Below are 19,443 nucleotides of genomic sequence, written 5' to 3'. Positions count from 1 at the left end.
ACCTTAACCGCTAAGTCTCTTGATTATTATTCACTCTGCAATGACCCAAGCAAGATAGAATAGTTAACATAACCATGTATGGAAGACTTAAATAACTGACTACTGCAAAATCATTTACAAGTAATGAAATTAAAAATGCAATTCCAAGGATATATATGGGATTCTTATTAATTTTAAAGCGAGTATAAAGTTTGTTAAATATTAAAATCACACAACCATAATAAATACTAAAACCGATAATTCCAGAAGAAGCAAGCAACTCTACATAGTTATTATGAGCATATAAGTTGACTCCAATCATTTTATCAGCATAATCTCTAAAAGCTCCAAAACCATAACCACCTATAGGATATGTTTTAAAACACTCTATTGCACTAATAACTAATTGTTGTCTAACATTAAATGAGTTATCAGCTTCCCCTGTACCTTGCAAACCAGCAATAAACCCCTCTATTCGCCTTCCAACTGTGGACGCAAAATACTCATTATTTAATAACAATGAATAGGCTAACATAAATAGAGTAAACCCTGCTATTAATATAACGATTCCTCTTATTATTCTTTTTTTGTTTATTGAAACCATGTAAACAAAGACTACCCAGAATATAACTGGAATTATTATCGCTTTACGAATTGCTGTCAGAACACTAATAATATAGAGAAAGCTTAATGTGATACACATACTAATTTTTTTGAATTTACTTGTTTGTTTATAAAGGAGCCAAGTTGAAATTGAAAGACCAATCATTAAATAATACGTAAACATTGTAAACTGATCATTAAATGTTTTATAGCCGATTCTTGTCCACTGATTAAATCCTTCTAATTCATTAATAAGTGCTAAAACTGAAATGATTATCGTACTAACTAAGAAAGTTATTAGGGAAATCACGATTCTATCAAGCGACTTAGATGGAATATTCAATATATGCCAAGAAAGTACAAAACAATAAAAGTAATATGGAATTATCTGAATTAAAATAGAATAAGAAGATGTTGGATCACCAGAATAAAATGTACTAATTAGACCGAAAATTATTAGTATCAAGTAACCGATGATGAAATTTGTAAGTGTAAGAATACTATCTTTTCTTATTAGAGTAACCATACTTAAAGCAGATATGCCTATTAATACAGAAGTGAAAATCGCATAATTCATTAGATATTGAAAAGGTATAATAAATATCCCTAAGTAAATAATATGGAATTTAGATAGCTTACTTTTACTAATTTTCATATCAACTTTCCTAACTTACTTTAATGTGTAATTCTTATTTTAATTTACACTAAAGATTGATTTTTTCGAGAATTGGAATTTTATATAAAGAATCTGTTCCATTAAACTCCTGTGTTTCCTCATTTATAAAAGATAAATTGGTAGAATTATCTATATAATCTACATACTCTTTATATTGCACACTACCGTTAAAATAATTACCGTCTAGTGATATTTGCCTGTATTTCTCAATATCATTTGGTAAGAATTTATAATGCAGAAGAACTACTGAACATTTAGTGTTTTTATTCTTACTAAATGGAAACAAAAAATGCGACTTTCCTTGAATGTCGCCTTCTTCAAAGTAGCAAAGTGGATATTTAGTTAACCATGGATTTTGTTTAAATATCCTGCCCCTAGGTCCTCCAGTAACTAGATCTATAAAATCCCGATTTTCATACTTGTAGCTGTTTAAGTCAAAATATCTACAACTGTCTATATAATCAGCTTTATCATCAGATGATAAGTAAAATTGATCATTTGCATACATGTCAATCATTACTGCACGCATCCTATTAACGGAATTATTTTCGCAATGATTTATTAGTGAACTTATTTTCTCGTTTTCCATATTATGGTACGCGAATAATTCATCTGAATCTACTATAAGATACCATCTATTTAAACCATAGTAAGCAATAAGTCTATTTATCCATGCTTCTCTTCTATTAGTTGTATATTTATCTTCAACACAAAATAAATCAACATCCTCTTGTACCTTTAACCAATCTATTGTTCCATCAGTTGATCCATTATCGAGTATAGCGAAATGTTTGATGCCTATCTTTCTATGATGCTCTACCAACTTTCTTATTTTCAGCAAATCATTCTTAACCACACATAATAAGGTAACCTCTTTTTTATTTGTTTCTAAATCAGATGACTTTAGTAAACTTATATTATTTTTAAAGAATTCAAATGCAACTTCACTTTCATTTGGTTGAGCACTCAGAAATTTCTTGAATGATTGATACCATTTTTCGATACCATCTTTAACTTCAAGTCCACTGTCTTTATTAAATTTATAATTTTTATATTCCCTGTTTAATTTCTTATTAAGAAGAAATAATTTAAAGGGTGCTTTATAACCTAAATGTTCTCTAAAATACAGCCTAGTTGCTAAAGGAAATTTATAAAAGATTTTTTTAAATAAATTCATACTATAACTCCTAAAAATACAAATTATCTTGTCTTTAAAATTTCATGGCATATAGTTTCAAAAAGACATACTACAGTAAACATAAGGAGCAGCCTAAATAAAAAGGTTATACATGCTATATCAATTTCTCTCTTACTGGTATTAAATTAATTAATTAAAAAAACGAATTAAACCTAATCCGAATTTTATTCCGATTACCCTAGTAACCATGAATAATAACTTGTGTTTAGGTTTTGAGGCATATTTTAAAATATTGGAATTTTTCTTCAAAGCGTCTTCAATTTTCTGTTTATCTTCCTTGTTGAAAACATTGTATTTACTAATTGAAGAATATAAAGAGGTTACAAGCCTACTATTCATTACTTTTTGAGAAGAGTTATTTAATAAATTGTATGAAGGGTTATTTATATTTAGTGAGACTAACTCTATAACATCTAATACCCTTTTAACATTTGGCTTGGTTGTAATTGAACCGACTCTTTCCATTCTATGGACATACCAATAATGTTTCAGACACTGGAATTTTTCAGCATATAAAAACAATTTCATTGTCCAGTCTACATCTTCATGAAGATAGCCTTTCTTAAATGCTAAATTATTTTTCTCTATAACACTTTTTTTGATAATATAACGTGTAGCAGGCCATATTGTCTGAGAACTATTATAATTCCATTCTATAATAGCGTCCTTACTACTATTGTTTAATATGGAAGTAGGCATGTCCTTATCCATATATTTTTCAGACCCATCTGGGTATATTTGCATTAGACGTGTAATAAGAATATCTGTGTTATTTGTTTCAGATAATTTTTCATGAATTATATTTAAGGAGTTTTCAGTTATATAATCATCACTATCAACAAAAATTATATATTCGCCTGACGCACGATCAATACCAAAATTTCTTGCATCAGAAAGTCCTCCATTTTCTTTATGGACTACATTTACTTTATTACTATAAGATGAAGCATACTCTTCACATATACTTCCTGAACTATCTGTTGAACCATCGTTTACCAATATTAATTCATAGCCACTAAAATTTTGCGATAGTATACTATCAACACATTCCCTTAAATAAGTTTCTACATTATAAACAGGAACTATTATACTAAAAAACATATTTTTCACCTCTTTAAAAATCAGCGTTAACATAAAATTATTCTGCAGATAATTTATACAAGACTTTATACTTTTGAGAGATTTCTATCCAATTGAATTTTCCATTTAATTCAATAGAGTTTATCGATAATTCTTTGTATTTTCTTGATATATCAATGATTCTATCCGCAATTTCACGTGGATCATTCCATTCAACATGGAAGCCTACCTTACCTTCTTTAAACTGGCCATCAAAACCTTGATTCTTAGTATAGACTATTGGTAATCCTTGACTCATTGCCTCAGCATACACTAAACCAAAAGTTTCTGTTTTGGATGGCATTACAAATATATCATTCTTTCGGTAGATATCTATGAGATCTTCTTTTGCTTTTTGAGTTATATATTTCACATAAGGTTTACTCAGAATTTGTTGATATATAGAATCATCGACAATTCTACCCACTACAGTAAAAATTACACTGTAACCTTCCTCTTCTAATATATCTATTGACTTAATAGTATTGATTATATTTTTATTTTTATTAATAGTACCTGCATATACTAAATTCAAGCTATATTTATTTACTAAATCTTTATTATCACCTTTATTCTTAAACCAAAATTCGTCTATACCATTAGGGATAACTTCTGATTTATAAGAAATTTCCGCTTTTATTTTTCTAGGGACGTATTTCTCTAACACTAATTTTTTATAACTTTCCGAAAGAAAAATTATCTTTTCAGCTTCTTTTAATATCTTTATACCAAGCCCTCTCATATGTACCATATACTTAAAGAAGGTATTAACGTCCGTGTTTCTAACTGCTACTATATATCTTAATCCGTATTTTTTTTTCAACTTATATGCAATACATCCATCAGTAAATAAGGTATGCGCGTGTACTAAATCAAATTTTGTTACATCCAAGTTTAGCTTTAAACTCTTAAATATTTTCGCTTGCTTTAAATAAAAAAAATAACTATCTTTTTTATTAAATGATACTGGATGATGAACAAATTCTTTTGGTGGAATCACAAAATTTATTTTCCCACTTGTCGGCATAAAAACTGTATTATTTACCCCTAGAAGATTTAAATGTTGAACCATTTTATCAAAAAGAGTTGTATACAAGTAATTAGAGTTGATATGCAGAACTTTCAAACAATCACCTATTTCCAAATTAAACTATTAATATTATAATTGCTCTTTTTCTAGTAGCCTAATTGTATTTTTTGCCTTTTCAATATCTTTATCAAACCACTTACTATTCTTAATAGTTTTAATAGTCTCTGGCGAAAATCTATATTTAATCACTTTAGCTGGTATACCAACTGCAACTGCATAGTCAGGTATGTCTTTTGTAACGACAGCATTAGCGCCTATAACGACACCATCTCCTATCTTTATCCCTTGCATTATTACTACATTAGCACCACACCAAACATCATTACCAATTTTAGTTGGACTTGTTTTTAATGAATGTCCAATTAACTCAGAACTTATTTTTTGGAATGTAGTTATATAGTCAAGGCTATGTTTTCCTTGTCCAATCTTTACACTAGGTCCTATTGAGCAATAATTTCCTATATACCCATTGTTAATCATTGAATACGGCCCTATATAATTATAATTACCAATGTGGGCCGCTTCTTCAATGAATAATCCTTTTGTAAACTTGTTACCTATACCTATCTTTCCATATACCCCTTTTTTTCCTATTAGTATTCTATATATCCTAAACAACGCTTTTAATATAAATTCCATATAATTCACCTTACCTCAGATAAAAAATATTGATTATAGTCTCCAGTAACTATATCCAAGATCTTCAATTTCGCGCTTATTTAAAATACTTTTAATATCAACAATAACTTTTTTTTCGTTATTGGATGTTTTGAACATTCTATCCACTTGATCCATGTTCATGTTTTTAAACTCATCATGAGCTACAGCAAATACAACACAATCCGCATCATTAACCATGTCATATGGCACAATTTCAACCCCATATTCAAGTTTAGCTTCCCTAGTATCTACATAAGGATCAACAATGACTGGTTCCACTCCAAACTCATTCAATCGAGTTATAATATCTTCAACTTTTGAATTTCTTATATCCGGACAATTTTCTTTAAATGTGAGTCCTAAGATAACTACTTTTGCCTGCTTAACGGTTTTGTTTGCTAAAATCATTTTTTTTATAATTGCATCAGCTACAAACTCGCCCATACCATCATTAATTTTTCTACCAGTTAGAACGATCTGACTATGATAACCTAATTTTTCAGCTTCATAGACAAAATAATATGGATCTACGCCTATACAATGCCCTCCAACAAGGCCTGGTTGAAACTTAAGTGCGTTCCATTTTGTGTTCATTGCTTCAACTACATCTTTTGTATCTATTCCCATTCGGTCAAAAACCATAGCAAGCTCGTTCATGAATGCAATATTAATATCTCGTTGACTATTTTCCACGACCTTAGCTGCTTCTGCAACTTTGATTGAGCTAGCTTTATGAACACCTGCTTCAACCACTAATTTATATAATTCAGCAATTTCATTTAAACTTTCCTTATCCATACCGGCAACAATTTTAACTATCTTATCTAGTGTGTTAACATTATCTCCTGGATTTATACGCTCTGGAGAGTATCCAACTTTAAAATCTCTCCCACATTGCAAACCAGATTCCCTTTCGAGTATAGGAATACATATATCTTCTGTAACTCCAGGGTAAACAGTTGATTCATAGACTACTATTGAACCTTTAGATAAGTTACGGCCAATAATACTGCTAGCTCCTTCAACTGGAGAAAGATTTGGTGTTTTATCTAAGTTGATCGGCGTAGGAACTGCCACAATATGGAATTTCGCTTCTTTAAGCTTACTTTCATCTACAGTAAACTCTACTTTTGTTTGTTTGATTCTTTTATCCCCAATTTCGTTTGTTGGATCAATACCCGATTTATATAGGCTTACCTTTTTTTCATTCAGATCAAATCCGATTACATCAACCTTTTCAGCAAATGCAACTGCTAATGGCATTCCTACATAACCTAAACCAATAACAGAAATTTTCTCTTTTTTTTCTAGGATTCTTTCATATAAACTCATAAATTTCATTCTCCTATCTTCCGATTCACTAAAATTTTTCTTGTGAATTCTCTTATCTCAATAATAAAATCTACTGGTGAAGAAACAATCATTCTCCAAGCGTATAATAAAGAATAAAAGTAATTTTTATTTCGTTTGGTAGCAATTAGCATAACTGCGTTATGCCTAAATCGAAGGAACTTTAATTCACGTTTATTAAATAAATAAAAATAATTCTGTTTAAACTTATATAGTGTTTTTTCTCCAATTATCTTATTTATTCCATAAGAGATACCACCATTGTTATGTCTATACGCAATTACATCACATTGATTTAAATATCGAATTTTCAAATTCGCTTCTATAGATTTAAGCATTAAATAAAACTCTTGTCCAACCTTTGCGTCTTCAAAACCTCCAATTTCCTTTAGCTTTCCAACTTTGTACATAAAAGTAGGAGTACCTGTAAGATGTCTCAATATATGGAATTTTAATAAGTTTTGGTTGTCAAAGTGTTTTAAATTAGTGTATTCTCTGTAATCAATAACCACTTTTTTTTCGTTAACCAACTTTAAATCTGTAAATGACATGTCACATTCATTGTCAATCATAAATTTTAATTGTTTTTCTATTTTTTTTGGTAAATACTCATCATCATCATCCAGAAATGTTATATATTGTCCCGTCGCTGCATTTATACCATTATTCCTTGCTAATGAGCCTCCCAAATTTTCTGCGTTCACTACAAAAATAACTTTTGAATCATTTTTGTACTGTTGCATAAATAGCATTACTTCTTTTCTGTAACTTGAATTGGGAGAGTTATCATCTACAACTACTACTTCTGTATCTATATATGTCTGCTTTTTTATTGAATCAATAGCTCTTGAAAGGTATTTGACCTCACGTTTATATGTTGGAATTATGACGCTGACTCGATTGTCTGATACATTCATTTTAACTTTATCTCCTTAAACTCATAACCTTACATACCTCTCAGGCACAATTAACATTATAATAGATTAGGTATAATTACATATCGTTCTATTACTCATAATACAGAATTTACATTTCCCTTTGTAAAGCAAACTAAGCTTCATTTCCGATTCAATATTCTGGTTAAACTATAAATTATAACCTTATTATTGCTTTAATAAATAAAATAGCTGAAATTGTATTAAAAATTGTTGCGAAAATAAACTTGTTTTCTGATTGTACATAATAAAACTCCTACTTATGACCAAGAATGAGGAACTCAAGAAAAACTTGTTCTCAAAAGGCCTATTAACAAGATGAAAACCATTTTTAGTTCATTTAATTTGCTACCAAAACTTCAAGTTATTCGCAATAAAATTATCGTATTAGTTATTATCAACTTTTGAAATTTAAAACTCCGTTATATTACCTTGCACCTTCACCAGTGAACACAATTTTAACTGTTTTTACAATTATTTTAAAATCTATTTTAAGAGATCTGTTTTCTATGTAATAGAGATCAAGCTTCAACTTTTCTTTTGCGTCAATGTCATACCCACCATTCACTTGAGCCCAACCTGTAACCCCAGGTTTTACTGCTAAACGTTTAACAAAATGAGGAATTTCCTCATTAAACTGCGCAGTAAACATAGGACGCTCAGGGCGTGGTCCGAGCATACTCATATCACCTTGCAAAACGTTTAATAGTTGCGGTATTTCATCGATTCTTGTTTTACGAATGAAGGCACCTATTTTCGTGACACGGGGATCATCTTTAATTGCCCATTGAGCGCCTTTTATCTCTGCATCTAGACCCATTGATCGTAATTTAATAATTTTGAAATACTTCCCATTACGCCCAACACGCTCTTGTGAATAAAATGCTGGACCAGGTGTCTCAAGTTTAATAGCTACACAGAAACATAATAATATAGGAGCTACAAGGACTAGCCCAATTAAAGACAAGATGATATCCATGAGACGTTTAACTAATGGATAAACAGATCTTGGATATGAATACTTTTGAACTAGCGCTTCATCAATTGCTACTGCAAATTCTTCATGTAGATCATTTCGATCCCTATTTATAAACACTCAACTCACTCCTTTAAATAATCACCAGATTTTTTCCCGACTCTAAATTTAGTACCTCATTTTTTAACTAATTAGTAGTAAATATAAAGAGAGGATTAATATATTAGTTGACAACTTTGAAAACCAAAACTGTGTAATAAGTCAGCTGATGGAGGTTATTCACTCGCTCGTTAATTCGAATTTAGCGATTTTAATACGTTCCTCTAAAGAATAATTAAGTACCTTTGACTTTCAAGTAGTTTTTGGTCAGATGCATCCTGTTTTATATACCGAATTGACATAGCTAACTGCTCAGAAAACTTCAACTTATCAGCTCCCTATCTATGCGACAAGTAAGCATTAGTGTTTGTTAACATCCATAAATAAAAATCACCATTTATAATTACTTTTGAGCGTAATAATAGTAGTAACTACCATCCTTCATCTTCTTCCTATTCAACACAACCCCAAGCAACTTACTATTCACACTCTCCAACCGTTCTTTCGCCTTAACCGCAGCTTCCTTATCCGTCGTCCCACTACTAACTACAAGCACAGTCCCCTGCACCTTATTCGCAACAATCTGCGAATCAGCCACCGCAAGAATAGGAGGACAGTCAAAAAGGACAACATCATAATGCACCAATGCTTCTTCGATGAGACTATCCATCCCTTTTGAACCAAGAAGCTCTGAAGGATTTGGCGGAATAGGACCACTAGTTAATACGTTAAGATTTGGCACTTCTGTTTCTTGTGTCACATCAACTAATTCTGCCTGACGTGTAAGAACGTTAGTAATTCCTCTCGTATTCATAGTTCGGAATGTATAGTGAACCGTCGGCTTTCTTAAGTCAGCATCCACAATCAAAACGCTTTTCCCCTGTTGCGCCATTACAACGCCCAGGTTCGCAATCGTTGTTGACTTCCCCTCCATCGGTCCAGAAGAAGTAACCATAATCGTACGGATCTCTTCTTCAACTGATGCAAATTGAATGTTGGTTCGAATCGTCCGGTATTGCTCAGCAATTGGTGATTTCGGATTCTGGTGTGTTAATAAACTTCTTTCTTTATCAACATGAATGGATTTTCGATTTTTACGACTCAACCGTTTCACCCCTTACTGACTTTTTTGCATGTTTTCCTTTTGATGAGCCAACTTCTTTATCTTCAATAACTGCAATTGTACCTAGTACTGGCAATCCAAGTAACTTCTCAATATCATTTTCATCTTTAATTGTGTTATCAAGGTATTCTAATAGGAAGGCAAGACCGACACCGACCATCAAACCGACCACAAGCGCAATCGCCATATTTAATACTGGCTTTGGATTTACTGGGCTTGGCGTTCCTTCAAAATTCGCTTCAGAAAGCACACTAACGTTATCCACATTCATGATGTTGCTGATTTCCTTTTCAAAAACCTCTGCCGTGGTATTTGCAATCTTCACTGCCTGGGCTGGATCTGGCTCTTTTACTTCAATCGAAACAACCTGAGAGTTTTGTGCATTGCTCACAGTGATCTTTTCATTTAAGTCACCAGTAGACATATCGAGATTCAAACCTTCCACTACCTGATCTAGAATAGTGGGGCTTTTTATGATGACATTATATGTATTGATGAGTTCGACATTAGTTTTCACCTGGTTATAATCAAAACCGTTTTCCGTGTCTGCTTTTTGATTTACTAGAATTTGGGTTGAAGTTTGATAAATTGGGGTAAGCAGGAAATATGAGACAATACCGCTCGTTGCAGTTGCAAGAAGCGTAATTAATAGAATAAGAGATAGACGTTTTTTAAGAACTGCAAAAATTTCCTTTAAGCTAATAGTTTCTTCCATAGATGCCTCCAAAACAATCGAAATTATTTTTAATTCGTAACTAATTCAAACACAGTTTCCACTATAACACATAAAATAAGTAAAATTTAGCCTTTTTTCTCAAAAGTACCCACACGAAATTTGTCGTGGTACGAAAATACCACCTTTTCTTGTCGAATTGTGTAGAAGAAAGAGCTTTCATTCCAGAATTTACTGCAATATTTGACGAGAAATTTCATGTTAACTCTTTGTAAAGAGGTCCCTGTTAAAATAAGGACCTCTTTCTCATTGTTTTAAAACAAGCCCAGTATTTTCTTCCTGCGCACTTGTTGTGGAATTTCCTTGTTTACCATTTTCCCCGCAATGACATCCTCAGCGTTTTCTTGAAGCATGTACCTTGTTGAAACACCAAATTCTTTTTCAACGGTTTCAAGCGCTTCTAATAGGTCAAACGGTCTGTTTTTCGTATTGTGGGCATCTGATGCGATGAAATGAGTAAGGTTGCTCTGAATTAAATCAAAAGAAAATTTCTGGATTTTCTTACCCATCTTACCGGTCACACTCGTGCCCGTTAGCTGACTTAACGCACCTTCTTTTACTAATTGATAAAGTCGGTCTGGATTCTCCATAATTTCTCTATTTCTCTCAGGATGTACGATGATTGGGATAATTCCTTTAACCTGAAGATCAAACAATAGCTTATTTGCGTAACGCGGTAAGTGACTCGATGGGAATTCAATTAACATGTAGACGCCGCTCTCATTTACCGTTAATAACTCACTACCTTCTAAATCATCTACAAGCTCTCCGTAAATCCGGTTCTCTTGACCGGGAAGAATCTCAAGATCGATTCCTTCAAGCTGCAATTCTTTGTTCAGTAAGTTAACTTCTTGAAGAATGGTATTCTTCTCATTATTAAAGGTCCCATTTTTATGGTGAGGGGTAGCTACTATTTTCGTAATGCCCTGCTCATATGCCTGTCTCGCCATCGCTAGACTATCATCAATTGTTCTAGCGCCATCATCGATGCCAGGCAGAATATGTGAATGTATATCAATCATGATTTGCTCTCCTTTCCAATGCCTCTAAAATCAGTATTCTTCTAGATTAGCATATTCTTCCCTTTACATTGTAACTTCTTTACATTTTATATCGTCATATACAGGTGAATCCTTTACTATACTCTTATTATAGTAGAAACTCCAAAACTACTCTTCTGGAATGTATTTACTTTACTGAATTATTCGATTTATAATTAAAGTTAAGATTTCAATAGATTACAAGCAAGTCAATACCTCTATGGAAAGATGGAATGTGTGAATGAAAAAATTCTTACTTATTTTAGGTGTGATTGCTGGGGTTGTTCTTCTTGCCGGTGGTGGGTATGCGTACTATTTATATGATTCGGTGAAGGATACAGCGACTGACATGCACGAGCCTATTAACAGGGATTCGTCTGAGAAGCGAGTGAAAGAAGTAAACACTGAGAAAAAAGAACCGATTTCTATTCTCTTAATGGGCGTTGATGAGCGAGAGAATGACCAGGGACGTTCAGATACGATGATTATGATGACGCTAAATCCGCAGGATGAATCGATGTATATGTTTAATATTCCAAGAGACATCCGAACAGAAATTATCGGCCATGGAACGGTCGAGAAAATGAACCATGCCTATGCCTATGGCGGTGTCGAAATGACGATGGATACGGTCGAGAATTTCCTCGATGTGCCGATTGACTATTATTTCAAAGTGAACATGGAAGCCTTCCAGGATGTAGTGTCTGCGTTAAACGGTGTTACAGTTGATAACCCATTTGCTTTTGACTACGAAGGGTATTCGTTTCCTGAGGGTCAACTCGAGTTAAACGCTCAAGAAGCTCTAGCTTTCTCAAGAATGCGTTATGATGATCCTAAGGGTGACCTTGGTCGTAACGACCGACAGCGAGAAATCATTAAGGCAATCATTGATGAAGGCGCGAGCGTTGGTAGCATCAACAAAGTTGGTAGTCTACTTGATGCAGTTGGTAGTAATGTGAAGACGAATATGACATTTGAAGAAATGAATGATATTTTCAAAAATTACCGTAGAGCTCGTACAAACATGACCACATTTGAGATTCAAGGTCATGGGGAAATGATTGATAGTCTCTGGTATTACATTGTTTCGGATGAAGAGAAGCAAAGTATCACACAGAAATTGAAAAACCATTTAGAAATTAGTTAAGACAGAAAGCCATGCTCAGAAATTGAGCATGGCTCTTTTATTCGACTCCGGTTGAGTTTGCATTATTGTGGTTTAATAGAATACTTTTGATCTGATCTATGTAGGGTTTCGCCTTTCCAGTTGGTTCTCGGTCTTCTTCAACTCTTTTGACGAATTGTTCAAGTTCTCCCCATAGCATATGATCGTTTTGTTTATTTTCCATTTCTTCAACCATCCTTTATAGCATTTTCATCACTTTACCCTTTATCACTCAAGTTAATCTTGTATGTTTAAAAAATTCGTTAATTCACTAGTGGATATGACGGTCAACTCGTTTCGATGCGTGGCGATACTTATATGTGTGAATAATAACTGCTTTATTCGGGTAAAAAAGAAATAACTAGACAATTTCTAACAACGGAAAAGGTACTACTATTTCAAGAAACGACACTATCAGTAAGCGCTTTCATATATAATAAATGTAAGGCAATCCGATTCAACTGATTGTAAACTCGTTTGAAGGAGATGGGGACATGTACTATGAAGAAGATGGCAACTTTGCGAAAGGTTTTATGTGGGCCGTTTCATTAAGTATTCCTCTCTGGATCGCTGTGTTTGGTTGGGCGAAGATGGTCATGAGTGTGATGGGGTAAAGATTCGTTCGCGGTATAAATAAAAGAATGATGAAAAGACCTATCTGTTATGAGATGGGTCTTTAATTTGCGATAAGACTAATGACTACGCCTACCATGATTGCAAAGACAGGTAGTAGTGCATAACCAATAGTCTTATTTCTATTTTTTCTCCAGGCAATCTCTTCTGGTGTTAGCCAACTCCCCTTCATCTAATTTCCCCTATAGTAAAATAATACCAAAATAATTATATACATAGAAGTTATAAGATGGAAGCGAATTCAGGAACTTTTTTGATTTTTTGTGTTTTATTCTTGAAATACGAGTGAAATCACTCTGTTTTTAATGATCCGTGGCTCTGTGTGTTCTTTGATAAGATCTTTCTTATTTGGTCAATGTAAGGTTTGGCTGCACCAGATTGCTTGTTTTCACTTTCGACCTGTTTTACAAATTCTTGTAACTCTAACCACATTGAATTCTGTTGGTCTTCTCTGTTCATTGTAAAGCCTCCGTTTTCTGGTAAACTATCTAAGAATTATATCACCTATATAGAGAGTCGTATAGATAGTAATTGTAAATAAATTGAAAAAAAATAAAAAAAGGGGGTCAGACACGTGTCTGACCCCCTCTTTGATCTCTTCATTCAATTATTCAAACAACGACCAGATCTCATCTTCTACATCTTCGCTAACTGCATTCGGTCCGCCGAAGATGGTGAAGTAGAATGTTTCTTTGTCGATGAATAGATTTCTTACTGGTTCTGGAAGCTCAGTTTTCTTTGTTAATAGAACCGGCTCGTACATGTTCGCTGCAAGTACGGATCCCGTTAGAGCGTCTGCATAGTTCAATCCAGTTGCAAGGTTTACGAAGTCAACCGGCATATCCAGCTGTTTCACAACTTGAACAGATGTGTCATAGCGGTCACTTCCTGCAATTCGCTTTGCGTTTGGAAGTTTGGTGAACACCTCTTTGCTAACAACCTTTGTTCCACCGATAACGTACGTATCGTTGTAATTCTTTAATGCTTTAGCTGTTGCAGCTGGAACTTCCTTTGTTTTGGTTAAAAGAATTGGGCTGCCCTGAGTAGCCGCAATGGAAGCTACAGATAGTGCATCAGGGAAGTTTCCTCCGTACGTAACAAATGCTGTATCACTGAAGGAAGGATCCAACTCGCTTGCGATTAATGAAGCCGTTTCATAACGATCCTTCCCTGCGATACGATCGAAGGTAATATTCATTTTCTTAAGAGCATTTTCTACGTCTTTTGTTACAGCTGTTGGGCCACCTAGAATCGTAACGTGTTCAACACCGAAGTAGTTGAATGCTTCTTTTACAGAATCAGGAATGGATTTAGTATTCGTTAATAGGATTGGTGCACCCATCTGGTAGGCAAATGGTGCGCCTGCAAGGGCATCAGGGAAATTCGCCCCAGTTGCTAGTACCACATGTGGTGTATATCCTTCTTCAAAGCCTGCTTTCGCAATTTCGACTGCTGTTTCATAGCGATCTTCCCCAGCGATACGGGTAACGACCGGGTCATCCGAGTATGCGAATGCTGAGAAGTAGTAGCTGACGCCGTTGTTCTTATTTGCTAGATCTGAGACAGCGAAATAGTAGGTTCCCGGTGCTAATGCTTCAAAGTCAGCATTGTAACCCCATTCTGTGTCTTCATAATCTGGCGTTAGTTTCTTCATCGAACTGTCATAGATATCCACCTGAAGCTGTAGTGATGGCTCTTCTTCATCTGTACCAGCTCCGAAGTATAAAGAAACCTCTTCGTCGCCTTCGACTTTCAGTTTATAAAAGTCCTTATCGTTGTTTGTCAGTTTACCAGTCGCAATATCATCAGTCATAAGTAGATTTGCCTGAGCAAAGCTATTATTTGGTTCTACTTCGGTGAAGTATCCCATATCGTCATAACCGTTCAATGAAATGTTTTGAGCTTTCTTCACAAGCTCATCATGGGTTGATGCCGAAGCAAGTGGCCCTCCAAGAAGACTTCCTGCAAGTAATGCTGAAGACAAAATACCGAATGCTTTTTTCATTCTTTTCGTTTCCCCTATCATTCTAATTTTCTACATTCACATCCGTTACCGAGCATGTCCCCTGCTCCTTCATCACCCTTCCGTTTCATTACGCTAAGAAAAATTATATAGTTAAAATTTCGATTGCGCTATAGGCATTTTTTGTCGAATGGGAATTTATTTTTCGTGGAGTATGTGTGGTTGTGGTGGGGGTTAAGGGAAAACGCGTAAGAGGGGGTCAGACACGTGTCTGACCCCCATGCGTAGCTGGTGGGGGTTAAAGGAATGCGAGATAGTACGGCGAAAGGAGGAAGTATGACACTCTAACAAGGAGCGATTCGAATGAAGCTTGTATTGAGTCGAAAAGGATTTGATTCTGGAAGTGGAGGGCGCTTTGTTTTATGATTTTTCAGAAAATAATTACTTTAGTCTCATATGCCCTTAAACATTCCTTAATCTGGATAAAACTAGATTTTAGACTTAGTTGAAACTTTTTGAATAAAGGTATTCTGTTCCATATCTTTCCTCAGTTTCCTTAGTTATAATTGGTTTAATGCTTTTACTTATTACTAGAGAGGAGTTCTTGAATGAAATTTCTACAAGTACTATGTTCTGTGGCTGTTGTATCCTGCTTTTATCTATTCTTCTCAGAAGACAATGCAGCCGCAATGATGTCAAAGGGTTCAAATGGATCTGAGGTTGAACACATGCAATCGATCCTTGAGAAATTGGATTACTTCCATACAACACCAACAGGATACTATGGACCGATTACAGAGAGAGCTGTAAGTGATTTTCAGGCTGATTTTGGACTTGGCGTAGATGGCGTTGCTGGAACGAACACGCTTAACATGATAAGCAATATCGAGATGATGGCGCATGTTGTTCATGGCGAATCTCGTGGAGAGGCGTATGAAGGGAAGGTTGCCGTCGCTTCGGTAATTCTAAACCGTGTACAGTCTTCTTCATTTCCGAGTAGTACATACGGGGTAATCTATCAGCAGAATGCATTTACAGCATTGAATGATGGACAGTACTGGTTAGCACCGAGTTCTTCCGCATATCGTGCGGCGAAGGATGCTTATCTTGGCTGGGATCCTTCAGAAGGCGCAACGTATTACTATAACCCGAGCGGTGTGACGGATGAATGGATTTATACGCGTGATGTGATTAAGCAGATTGGGCAGCATTATTATGCGCGGTAGGTAGTTAATGGGGGGCTGCCCCCCGCTTCTTTAAAGCGTTAATAAATAAACTCTAGATTCATAAGGCTGAAGACGAATTTCTTTTATATCTCCATCTTGATCGCCACTGTAATTTCTAAGAATCAATTCCTTTGCTCGATAGAAAATCGATTCAGGTAATGTAAAAGCACATTCCTGTTCATAGAAATTATTAATCACCAGTAACTGCTGGTTCCCTAACGTTCTTGTATAAGCAAAAATAGATGGATGTTCTTTAAGCAGTAGCTCGTATGTTCCATCCACGATGACTTCGTATTCTTTTCTTAATTGAATAAGCTTCTGATAATAATGGAAAATTGAATCCTTATCTTTTAATGATTCCTCCACGTTAATGACGTTGTAATTCGGATTTACCTTGATCCATGGCGTTCCCTTTGTGAAACCAGCATGTGCCGAATTTTTCCATTGCATCGGGGTACGGGCGTTATCACGGCTTTTTGCATGAATGGATTTCATCACTTCGTCCTGCTTATAACTACCTTCTAGGACTCTTTCCTTGTACATGTTTAATGTTTCGATATCTTTGTAGAGATCAATCGAGCTGAAGCTCACGTTAGTCATACCGATTTCTTCACCCTGGTAAATATAAGGCGTTCCTTTCATCATGTGAAGAAGGGTAGCCAGCATTTTCGCTGATTTTTTACGGTAATCTGTATCATTACCGAACCTGGAAACAATTCGAGGCTGGTCATGATTATTCCAATACAGGCTGTTCCATCCCTGGCTAGCTAACTTATTCTGCCACTTTGTTAGATTTTCTTTTAGATCTTTTAACTCCAATAATTTAAGGTCCCACTTCTTTTTCCCAGGGATTTTATCAAGACTCATATGCTCAAACTGAAAAACCATGTTGAGTTCTTTTCTTTCATTGGCGGTATAGAATACCGCTTGTTCAGGTGTTACTTTTGGGCATTCTCCAACCGTCATCGTATCATAATTCGAAAAGACTTCGCGGTTCATCTCCTGAAGAAAATCGTGAACCCGTCCTCCGTTGTGCTGGAAGGCTTGATTTTCTTGCACACCCTTCTCAAAATCCTCATAAGACGCTAGAAATTCCTTCTTAGAAATCATATTGATGACATCCATTCGGAATCCATCGACACCTTTATCAAGCCAGAACTTCATCATCGAATAGATTTCGTGCCGAAGCTTCGGATTCTCCCAATTTAGATCCGGCTGCTTTGGTGAGAACATATGAAGATAATATTCACCTGTTTGTTCATCGTAGTTCCAGGTTGATCCACCAAAAGATGCTTCCCAGTCTGTTGGAGGTTCACTTACATCTCCGGGCCTCCAAATATAATAATCACGGTAAGGGTTGTCCTTTGATTTACGCGCTTCTACAAAGAATGGATGTTCATCAGAAGTATGATTAACCACTAGGTCCATGACCAGCTTGATCCCTCTCTGATGCATCTCAGACAGGAGTTCTTCCCAATCTGCCATCGTCCCAAATTCAGGCATAATGTCCTGATAATCACTAATATCGTATCCATTGTCATCATTTGGCGATTGATAAACTGGCGATAACCAGACAACATCAACACCCAATTTCTTAAGATAATCCAACTTTGAGAGAATCCCTCTTATATCTCCAATTCCATCTCCATTACTATCCATAAAACTCCTTGGATAGATTTGATAGACCACACTTTCTTTCCACCACTGCTTCATGACGTTACACTCACCTTTCAATATGTAAAGCTTTACATTTACCTAAAAAGGAAGCGAAAAGTTTCAGTTAACAAGGGTTAATTACCCGCCAACCCATGCGCTCCTCCTGATTAGGTTCAGATATGTTACTTTTCCGAGTTAATAGCTGCCACACTTTCTCTCATGCAAATTTCGTAAGGTATGATGGACTTTTCAAAATCAAAATGAGCGTTCTCGATCATCTTCATCATAATCGCGGCCCCTTTTTGACCTAGCTCGGTATAGGAGTAGTGAACGCCTGACAATTTTAACCTTGACGCTTTCGCTAATACGGTATCATCAAGCGCAAGCACAGATACCTCATCAGGAATAACAACACCACTGTCCTGTAAATAGTTAAGTGCCCCAATGGCCATGCCATCATTCGCTGCTACAACTGCAGTCATACCTTGTTTTATAGAATAAATTATCTCCATTTTATGATAACCATCTTCTATATGGTAATTACCGTTCACAATAATGTCTGGCTGACACTGGATACCAGCATCCTTGTGAGCATCGATATACCCTTTGAACCTTTCTTCCCCATTAATAGAATGCTTTGGCCCTCCAATAAACCCAATCGTCTTGTGTCCAAGGTCAATCAACCTCTTGGTCCCCTCATATGCGAAATGATAGTTATCAAAGGCGACGTAAGGGATCGCAGCCTGCTCTGTATTCTGAAGAAGTGATACAACCGGGATAGGTAACTTTTTAATGATTTCGGAATGTTCAGGTTGAAACACTCTGGTTGCAAACAGGATACCTTCCACCCGCTTAGAACGAAAAATCTCAAACTGCTTAAGTTCATTATCAAGACTTCCATTTGTGCATGTAATTAATAAATTATATCCTTTTGCACCGAGCACTTCATTTACGCCATTGATAACCCTGGGAATTCCTTCACCAGTTAAATCATGAACAATAATGCCAATTAAGTGCGTCTTCTGCTCGGCGAGTTCTCTGGCAAGAATATTAGGGGAATAACCTGTTTCTTCAATGATTTGCTGAATTTTCTTCCTGGTGCTTTCCTTTACAGGGCCTTGATTATTAAACACTCTTGAAACAGTCGCAATCGAAACACCTGCTTTTTTGGCGACCTCTGTAATGTTGATCTCTCTCTTCACAATGGCTTCCCCTTTCT

General features: G+C 35.2%; 19 protein-coding genes. 2 read left to right on the top strand and 17 right to left on the bottom strand.

All coding sequences use genetic code 11. From position 1 onward, the window contains the following. Window positions 1–10: 10 nt before the first annotated feature. The 11 genes from ABFG93_RS13340 to ABFG93_RS13290 form a co-directional block, all read right to left on the bottom strand. The gene (locus tag ABFG93_RS13340) at window positions 11–1,237 is read right to left on the bottom strand and encodes an O-antigen ligase family protein (RefSeq protein ID WP_347548514.1); all 1,227 of its coding nucleotides are present in this window, start codon (window positions 1,235–1,237) and stop codon (window positions 11–13) included. 49 nt (window positions 1,238–1,286) lie between these two features. Next, window positions 1,287–2,435, bottom strand: coding sequence for a glycosyltransferase family 2 protein (locus ABFG93_RS13335; RefSeq protein ID WP_347548513.1), 1,149 nt, complete (start codon window positions 2,433–2,435; stop codon window positions 1,287–1,289). Between the two features lie 150 nt (window positions 2,436–2,585). Continuing rightward, window positions 2,586–3,557 (bottom strand): glycosyltransferase family 2 protein, encoded by a 972-nt coding sequence (locus tag ABFG93_RS13330; protein WP_347548512.1) that lies wholly within the window; start codon window positions 3,555–3,557, stop codon window positions 2,586–2,588. Window positions 3,558–3,594: 37 nt separating this feature from the next. Beyond that, window positions 3,595–4,701, bottom strand: coding sequence for a glycosyltransferase family 4 protein (locus ABFG93_RS13325; RefSeq protein WP_347548511.1), 1,107 nt, complete (start codon window positions 4,699–4,701; stop codon window positions 3,595–3,597). A 33-nt stretch (window positions 4,702–4,734) separates the two neighbouring features. Next, a complete protein-coding gene (locus ABFG93_RS13320) occupies window positions 4,735–5,304 on the bottom strand; it encodes a CatB-related O-acetyltransferase (RefSeq protein ID WP_347548510.1) in 570 nt (189 codons plus the stop codon). Between the two features lie 33 nt (window positions 5,305–5,337). Then, window positions 5,338–6,657, bottom strand: a complete 1,320-nt coding sequence (locus ABFG93_RS13315) for a nucleotide sugar dehydrogenase (RefSeq protein WP_347548509.1) — start codon at window positions 6,655–6,657, stop codon at window positions 5,338–5,340. A gap of 5 nt (window positions 6,658–6,662) precedes the next feature. Then, window positions 6,663–7,592: a glycosyltransferase family 2 protein gene (locus tag ABFG93_RS13310; RefSeq protein WP_347548508.1), complete on the bottom strand. Its 930-nt coding sequence runs from the start codon at window positions 7,590–7,592 to the stop codon at window positions 6,663–6,665. A gap of 445 nt (window positions 7,593–8,037) precedes the next feature. Beyond that, entirely contained in the window at window positions 8,038–8,706 is a 669-nt protein-coding gene (locus tag ABFG93_RS13305; protein ID WP_431522003.1) for a sugar transferase, read from the bottom strand. Between the two features lie 382 nt (window positions 8,707–9,088). After that, on the bottom strand, window positions 9,089–9,790 hold the full coding sequence (locus tag ABFG93_RS13300) for a CpsD/CapB family tyrosine-protein kinase (protein WP_347548507.1): 702 nt from the start codon (window positions 9,788–9,790) through the stop codon (window positions 9,089–9,091). Continuing rightward, complete coding sequence (locus ABFG93_RS13295) at window positions 9,780–10,523, bottom strand: YveK family protein (RefSeq protein ID WP_347548506.1); 744 nt, start codon at window positions 10,521–10,523, stop codon at window positions 9,780–9,782. Before ABFG93_RS13295 ends, ABFG93_RS13300 begins: the two co-directional genes overlap by 11 nt. Before the next feature lie 272 nt (window positions 10,524–10,795). Beyond that, the gene (locus ABFG93_RS13290; RefSeq protein ID WP_347548505.1) at window positions 10,796–11,563 is read right to left on the bottom strand and encodes a tyrosine-protein phosphatase; all 768 of its coding nucleotides are present in this window, start codon (window positions 11,561–11,563) and stop codon (window positions 10,796–10,798) included. Between the two features lie 259 nt (window positions 11,564–11,822). On the opposite strand from ABFG93_RS13290, the gene ABFG93_RS13285 reads away from it, so the two are divergent. Further along, entirely contained in the window at window positions 11,823–12,728 is a 906-nt protein-coding gene (locus ABFG93_RS13285; RefSeq protein WP_347548504.1) for an LCP family protein, read from the top strand. A 37-nt stretch (window positions 12,729–12,765) separates the two neighbouring features. Here ABFG93_RS13285 and ABFG93_RS13280 read toward each other — a convergent pair whose 3' ends face one another. The 4 genes from ABFG93_RS13280 to ABFG93_RS13265 all read right to left on the bottom strand — a co-directional run bounded on the left by ABFG93_RS13280 (window position 12,766) and on the right by ABFG93_RS13265 (window position 15,384). Next, the gene (locus tag ABFG93_RS13280) at window positions 12,766–12,930 is read right to left on the bottom strand and encodes a hypothetical protein (protein ID WP_347548503.1); all 165 of its coding nucleotides are present in this window, start codon (window positions 12,928–12,930) and stop codon (window positions 12,766–12,768) included. 492 nt (window positions 12,931–13,422) lie between these two features. After that, on the bottom strand, window positions 13,423–13,551 hold the full coding sequence (locus tag ABFG93_RS13275; RefSeq protein WP_347548502.1) for a hypothetical protein: 129 nt from the start codon (window positions 13,549–13,551) through the stop codon (window positions 13,423–13,425). Between the two features lie 119 nt (window positions 13,552–13,670). After that, window positions 13,671–13,838 carry a hypothetical protein gene (locus ABFG93_RS13270; protein ID WP_347548501.1) on the bottom strand — a complete coding sequence of 56 codons (168 nt, stop codon included), beginning with the start codon at window positions 13,836–13,838 and terminating at the stop codon, window positions 13,671–13,673. A 148-nt stretch (window positions 13,839–13,986) separates the two neighbouring features. Beyond that, window positions 13,987–15,384, bottom strand: coding sequence for a cell wall-binding repeat-containing protein (locus tag ABFG93_RS13265; protein WP_347548500.1), 1,398 nt, complete (start codon window positions 15,382–15,384; stop codon window positions 13,987–13,989). A 566-nt stretch (window positions 15,385–15,950) separates the two neighbouring features. Here ABFG93_RS13265 and ABFG93_RS13260 point away from each other — a divergent pair. Beyond that, window positions 15,951–16,568 (top strand): cell wall hydrolase, encoded by a 618-nt coding sequence (locus ABFG93_RS13260; RefSeq protein ID WP_347548499.1) that lies wholly within the window; start codon window positions 15,951–15,953, stop codon window positions 16,566–16,568. Window positions 16,569–16,598: 30 nt separating this feature from the next. On the opposite strand, the gene ABFG93_RS13255 is transcribed toward ABFG93_RS13260, so the two are convergent. Beyond that, a complete protein-coding gene (locus ABFG93_RS13255) occupies window positions 16,599–18,281 on the bottom strand; it encodes a glycoside hydrolase family 13 protein (RefSeq protein WP_347548498.1) in 1,683 nt (560 codons plus the stop codon). Between the two features lie 125 nt (window positions 18,282–18,406). Next, complete coding sequence (locus tag ABFG93_RS13250; RefSeq protein WP_347548497.1) at window positions 18,407–19,426, bottom strand: LacI family DNA-binding transcriptional regulator; 1,020 nt, start codon at window positions 19,424–19,426, stop codon at window positions 18,407–18,409. Between the last annotated feature and the right edge of the window lie 17 nt (window positions 19,427–19,443).

The organism is Pseudalkalibacillus hwajinpoensis (genome assembly GCF_039851965.1).
Classification (GTDB): domain Bacteria; phylum Bacillota; class Bacilli; order Bacillales; family Guptibacillaceae; genus Guptibacillus; species Guptibacillus hwajinpoensis_E.
Note: the sequence above shows the minus strand (reverse complement) of the source record. Positions and strands in the feature narration are given on the sequence as shown.

Bases quoted from the DNA above. Each gene is read 5' to 3' on its own strand.
- ABFG93_RS13340 (WP_347548514.1), bottom strand. From the start codon at position 1,237: ATGAAAATTAGTAAAAGTAAGCTATCTAAATTCCATATTATTTACTTA.
- ABFG93_RS13335 (WP_347548513.1), bottom strand. From the start codon at position 2,435: ATGAATTTATTTAAAAAAATCTTTTATAAATTTCCTTTAGCAACTAGG.
- ABFG93_RS13330 (WP_347548512.1), bottom strand. From the start codon at position 3,557: ATGTTTTTTAGTATAATAGTTCCTGTTTATAATGTAGAAACTTATTTA.
- ABFG93_RS13320 (WP_347548510.1), bottom strand. From the start codon at position 5,304: ATGGAATTTATATTAAAAGCGTTGTTTAGGATATATAGAATACTAATA.
- ABFG93_RS13315 (WP_347548509.1), bottom strand. From the start codon at position 6,657: ATGAGTTTATATGAAAGAATCCTAGAAAAAAAAGAGAAAATTTCTGTT.
- ABFG93_RS13310 (WP_347548508.1), bottom strand. From the start codon at position 7,592: ATGAATGTATCAGACAATCGAGTCAGCGTCATAATTCCAACATATAAA.
- ABFG93_RS13295 (WP_347548506.1), bottom strand. From the start codon at position 10,523: ATGGAAGAAACTATTAGCTTAAAGGAAATTTTTGCAGTTCTTAAAAAA.
- ABFG93_RS13290 (WP_347548505.1), bottom strand. From the start codon at position 11,563: ATGATTGATATACATTCACATATTCTGCCTGGCATCGATGATGGCGCT.
- ABFG93_RS13285 (WP_347548504.1), top strand. From the start codon at position 11,823: ATGAAAAAATTCTTACTTATTTTAGGTGTGATTGCTGGGGTTGTTCTT.
- ABFG93_RS13280 (WP_347548503.1), bottom strand. From the start codon at position 12,930: ATGGAAAATAAACAAAACGATCATATGCTATGGGGAGAACTTGAACAA.
- ABFG93_RS13275 (WP_347548502.1), bottom strand. From the start codon at position 13,551: ATGAAGGGGAGTTGGCTAACACCAGAAGAGATTGCCTGGAGAAAAAAT.
- ABFG93_RS13270 (WP_347548501.1), bottom strand. From the start codon at position 13,838: ATGAACAGAGAAGACCAACAGAATTCAATGTGGTTAGAGTTACAAGAA.
- ABFG93_RS13265 (WP_347548500.1), bottom strand. From the start codon at position 15,384: ATGAAAAAAGCATTCGGTATTTTGTCTTCAGCATTACTTGCAGGAAGT.
- ABFG93_RS13260 (WP_347548499.1), top strand. From the start codon at position 15,951: ATGAAATTTCTACAAGTACTATGTTCTGTGGCTGTTGTATCCTGCTTT.
- ABFG93_RS13255 (WP_347548498.1), bottom strand. From the start codon at position 18,281: ATGAAGCAGTGGTGGAAAGAAAGTGTGGTCTATCAAATCTATCCAAGG.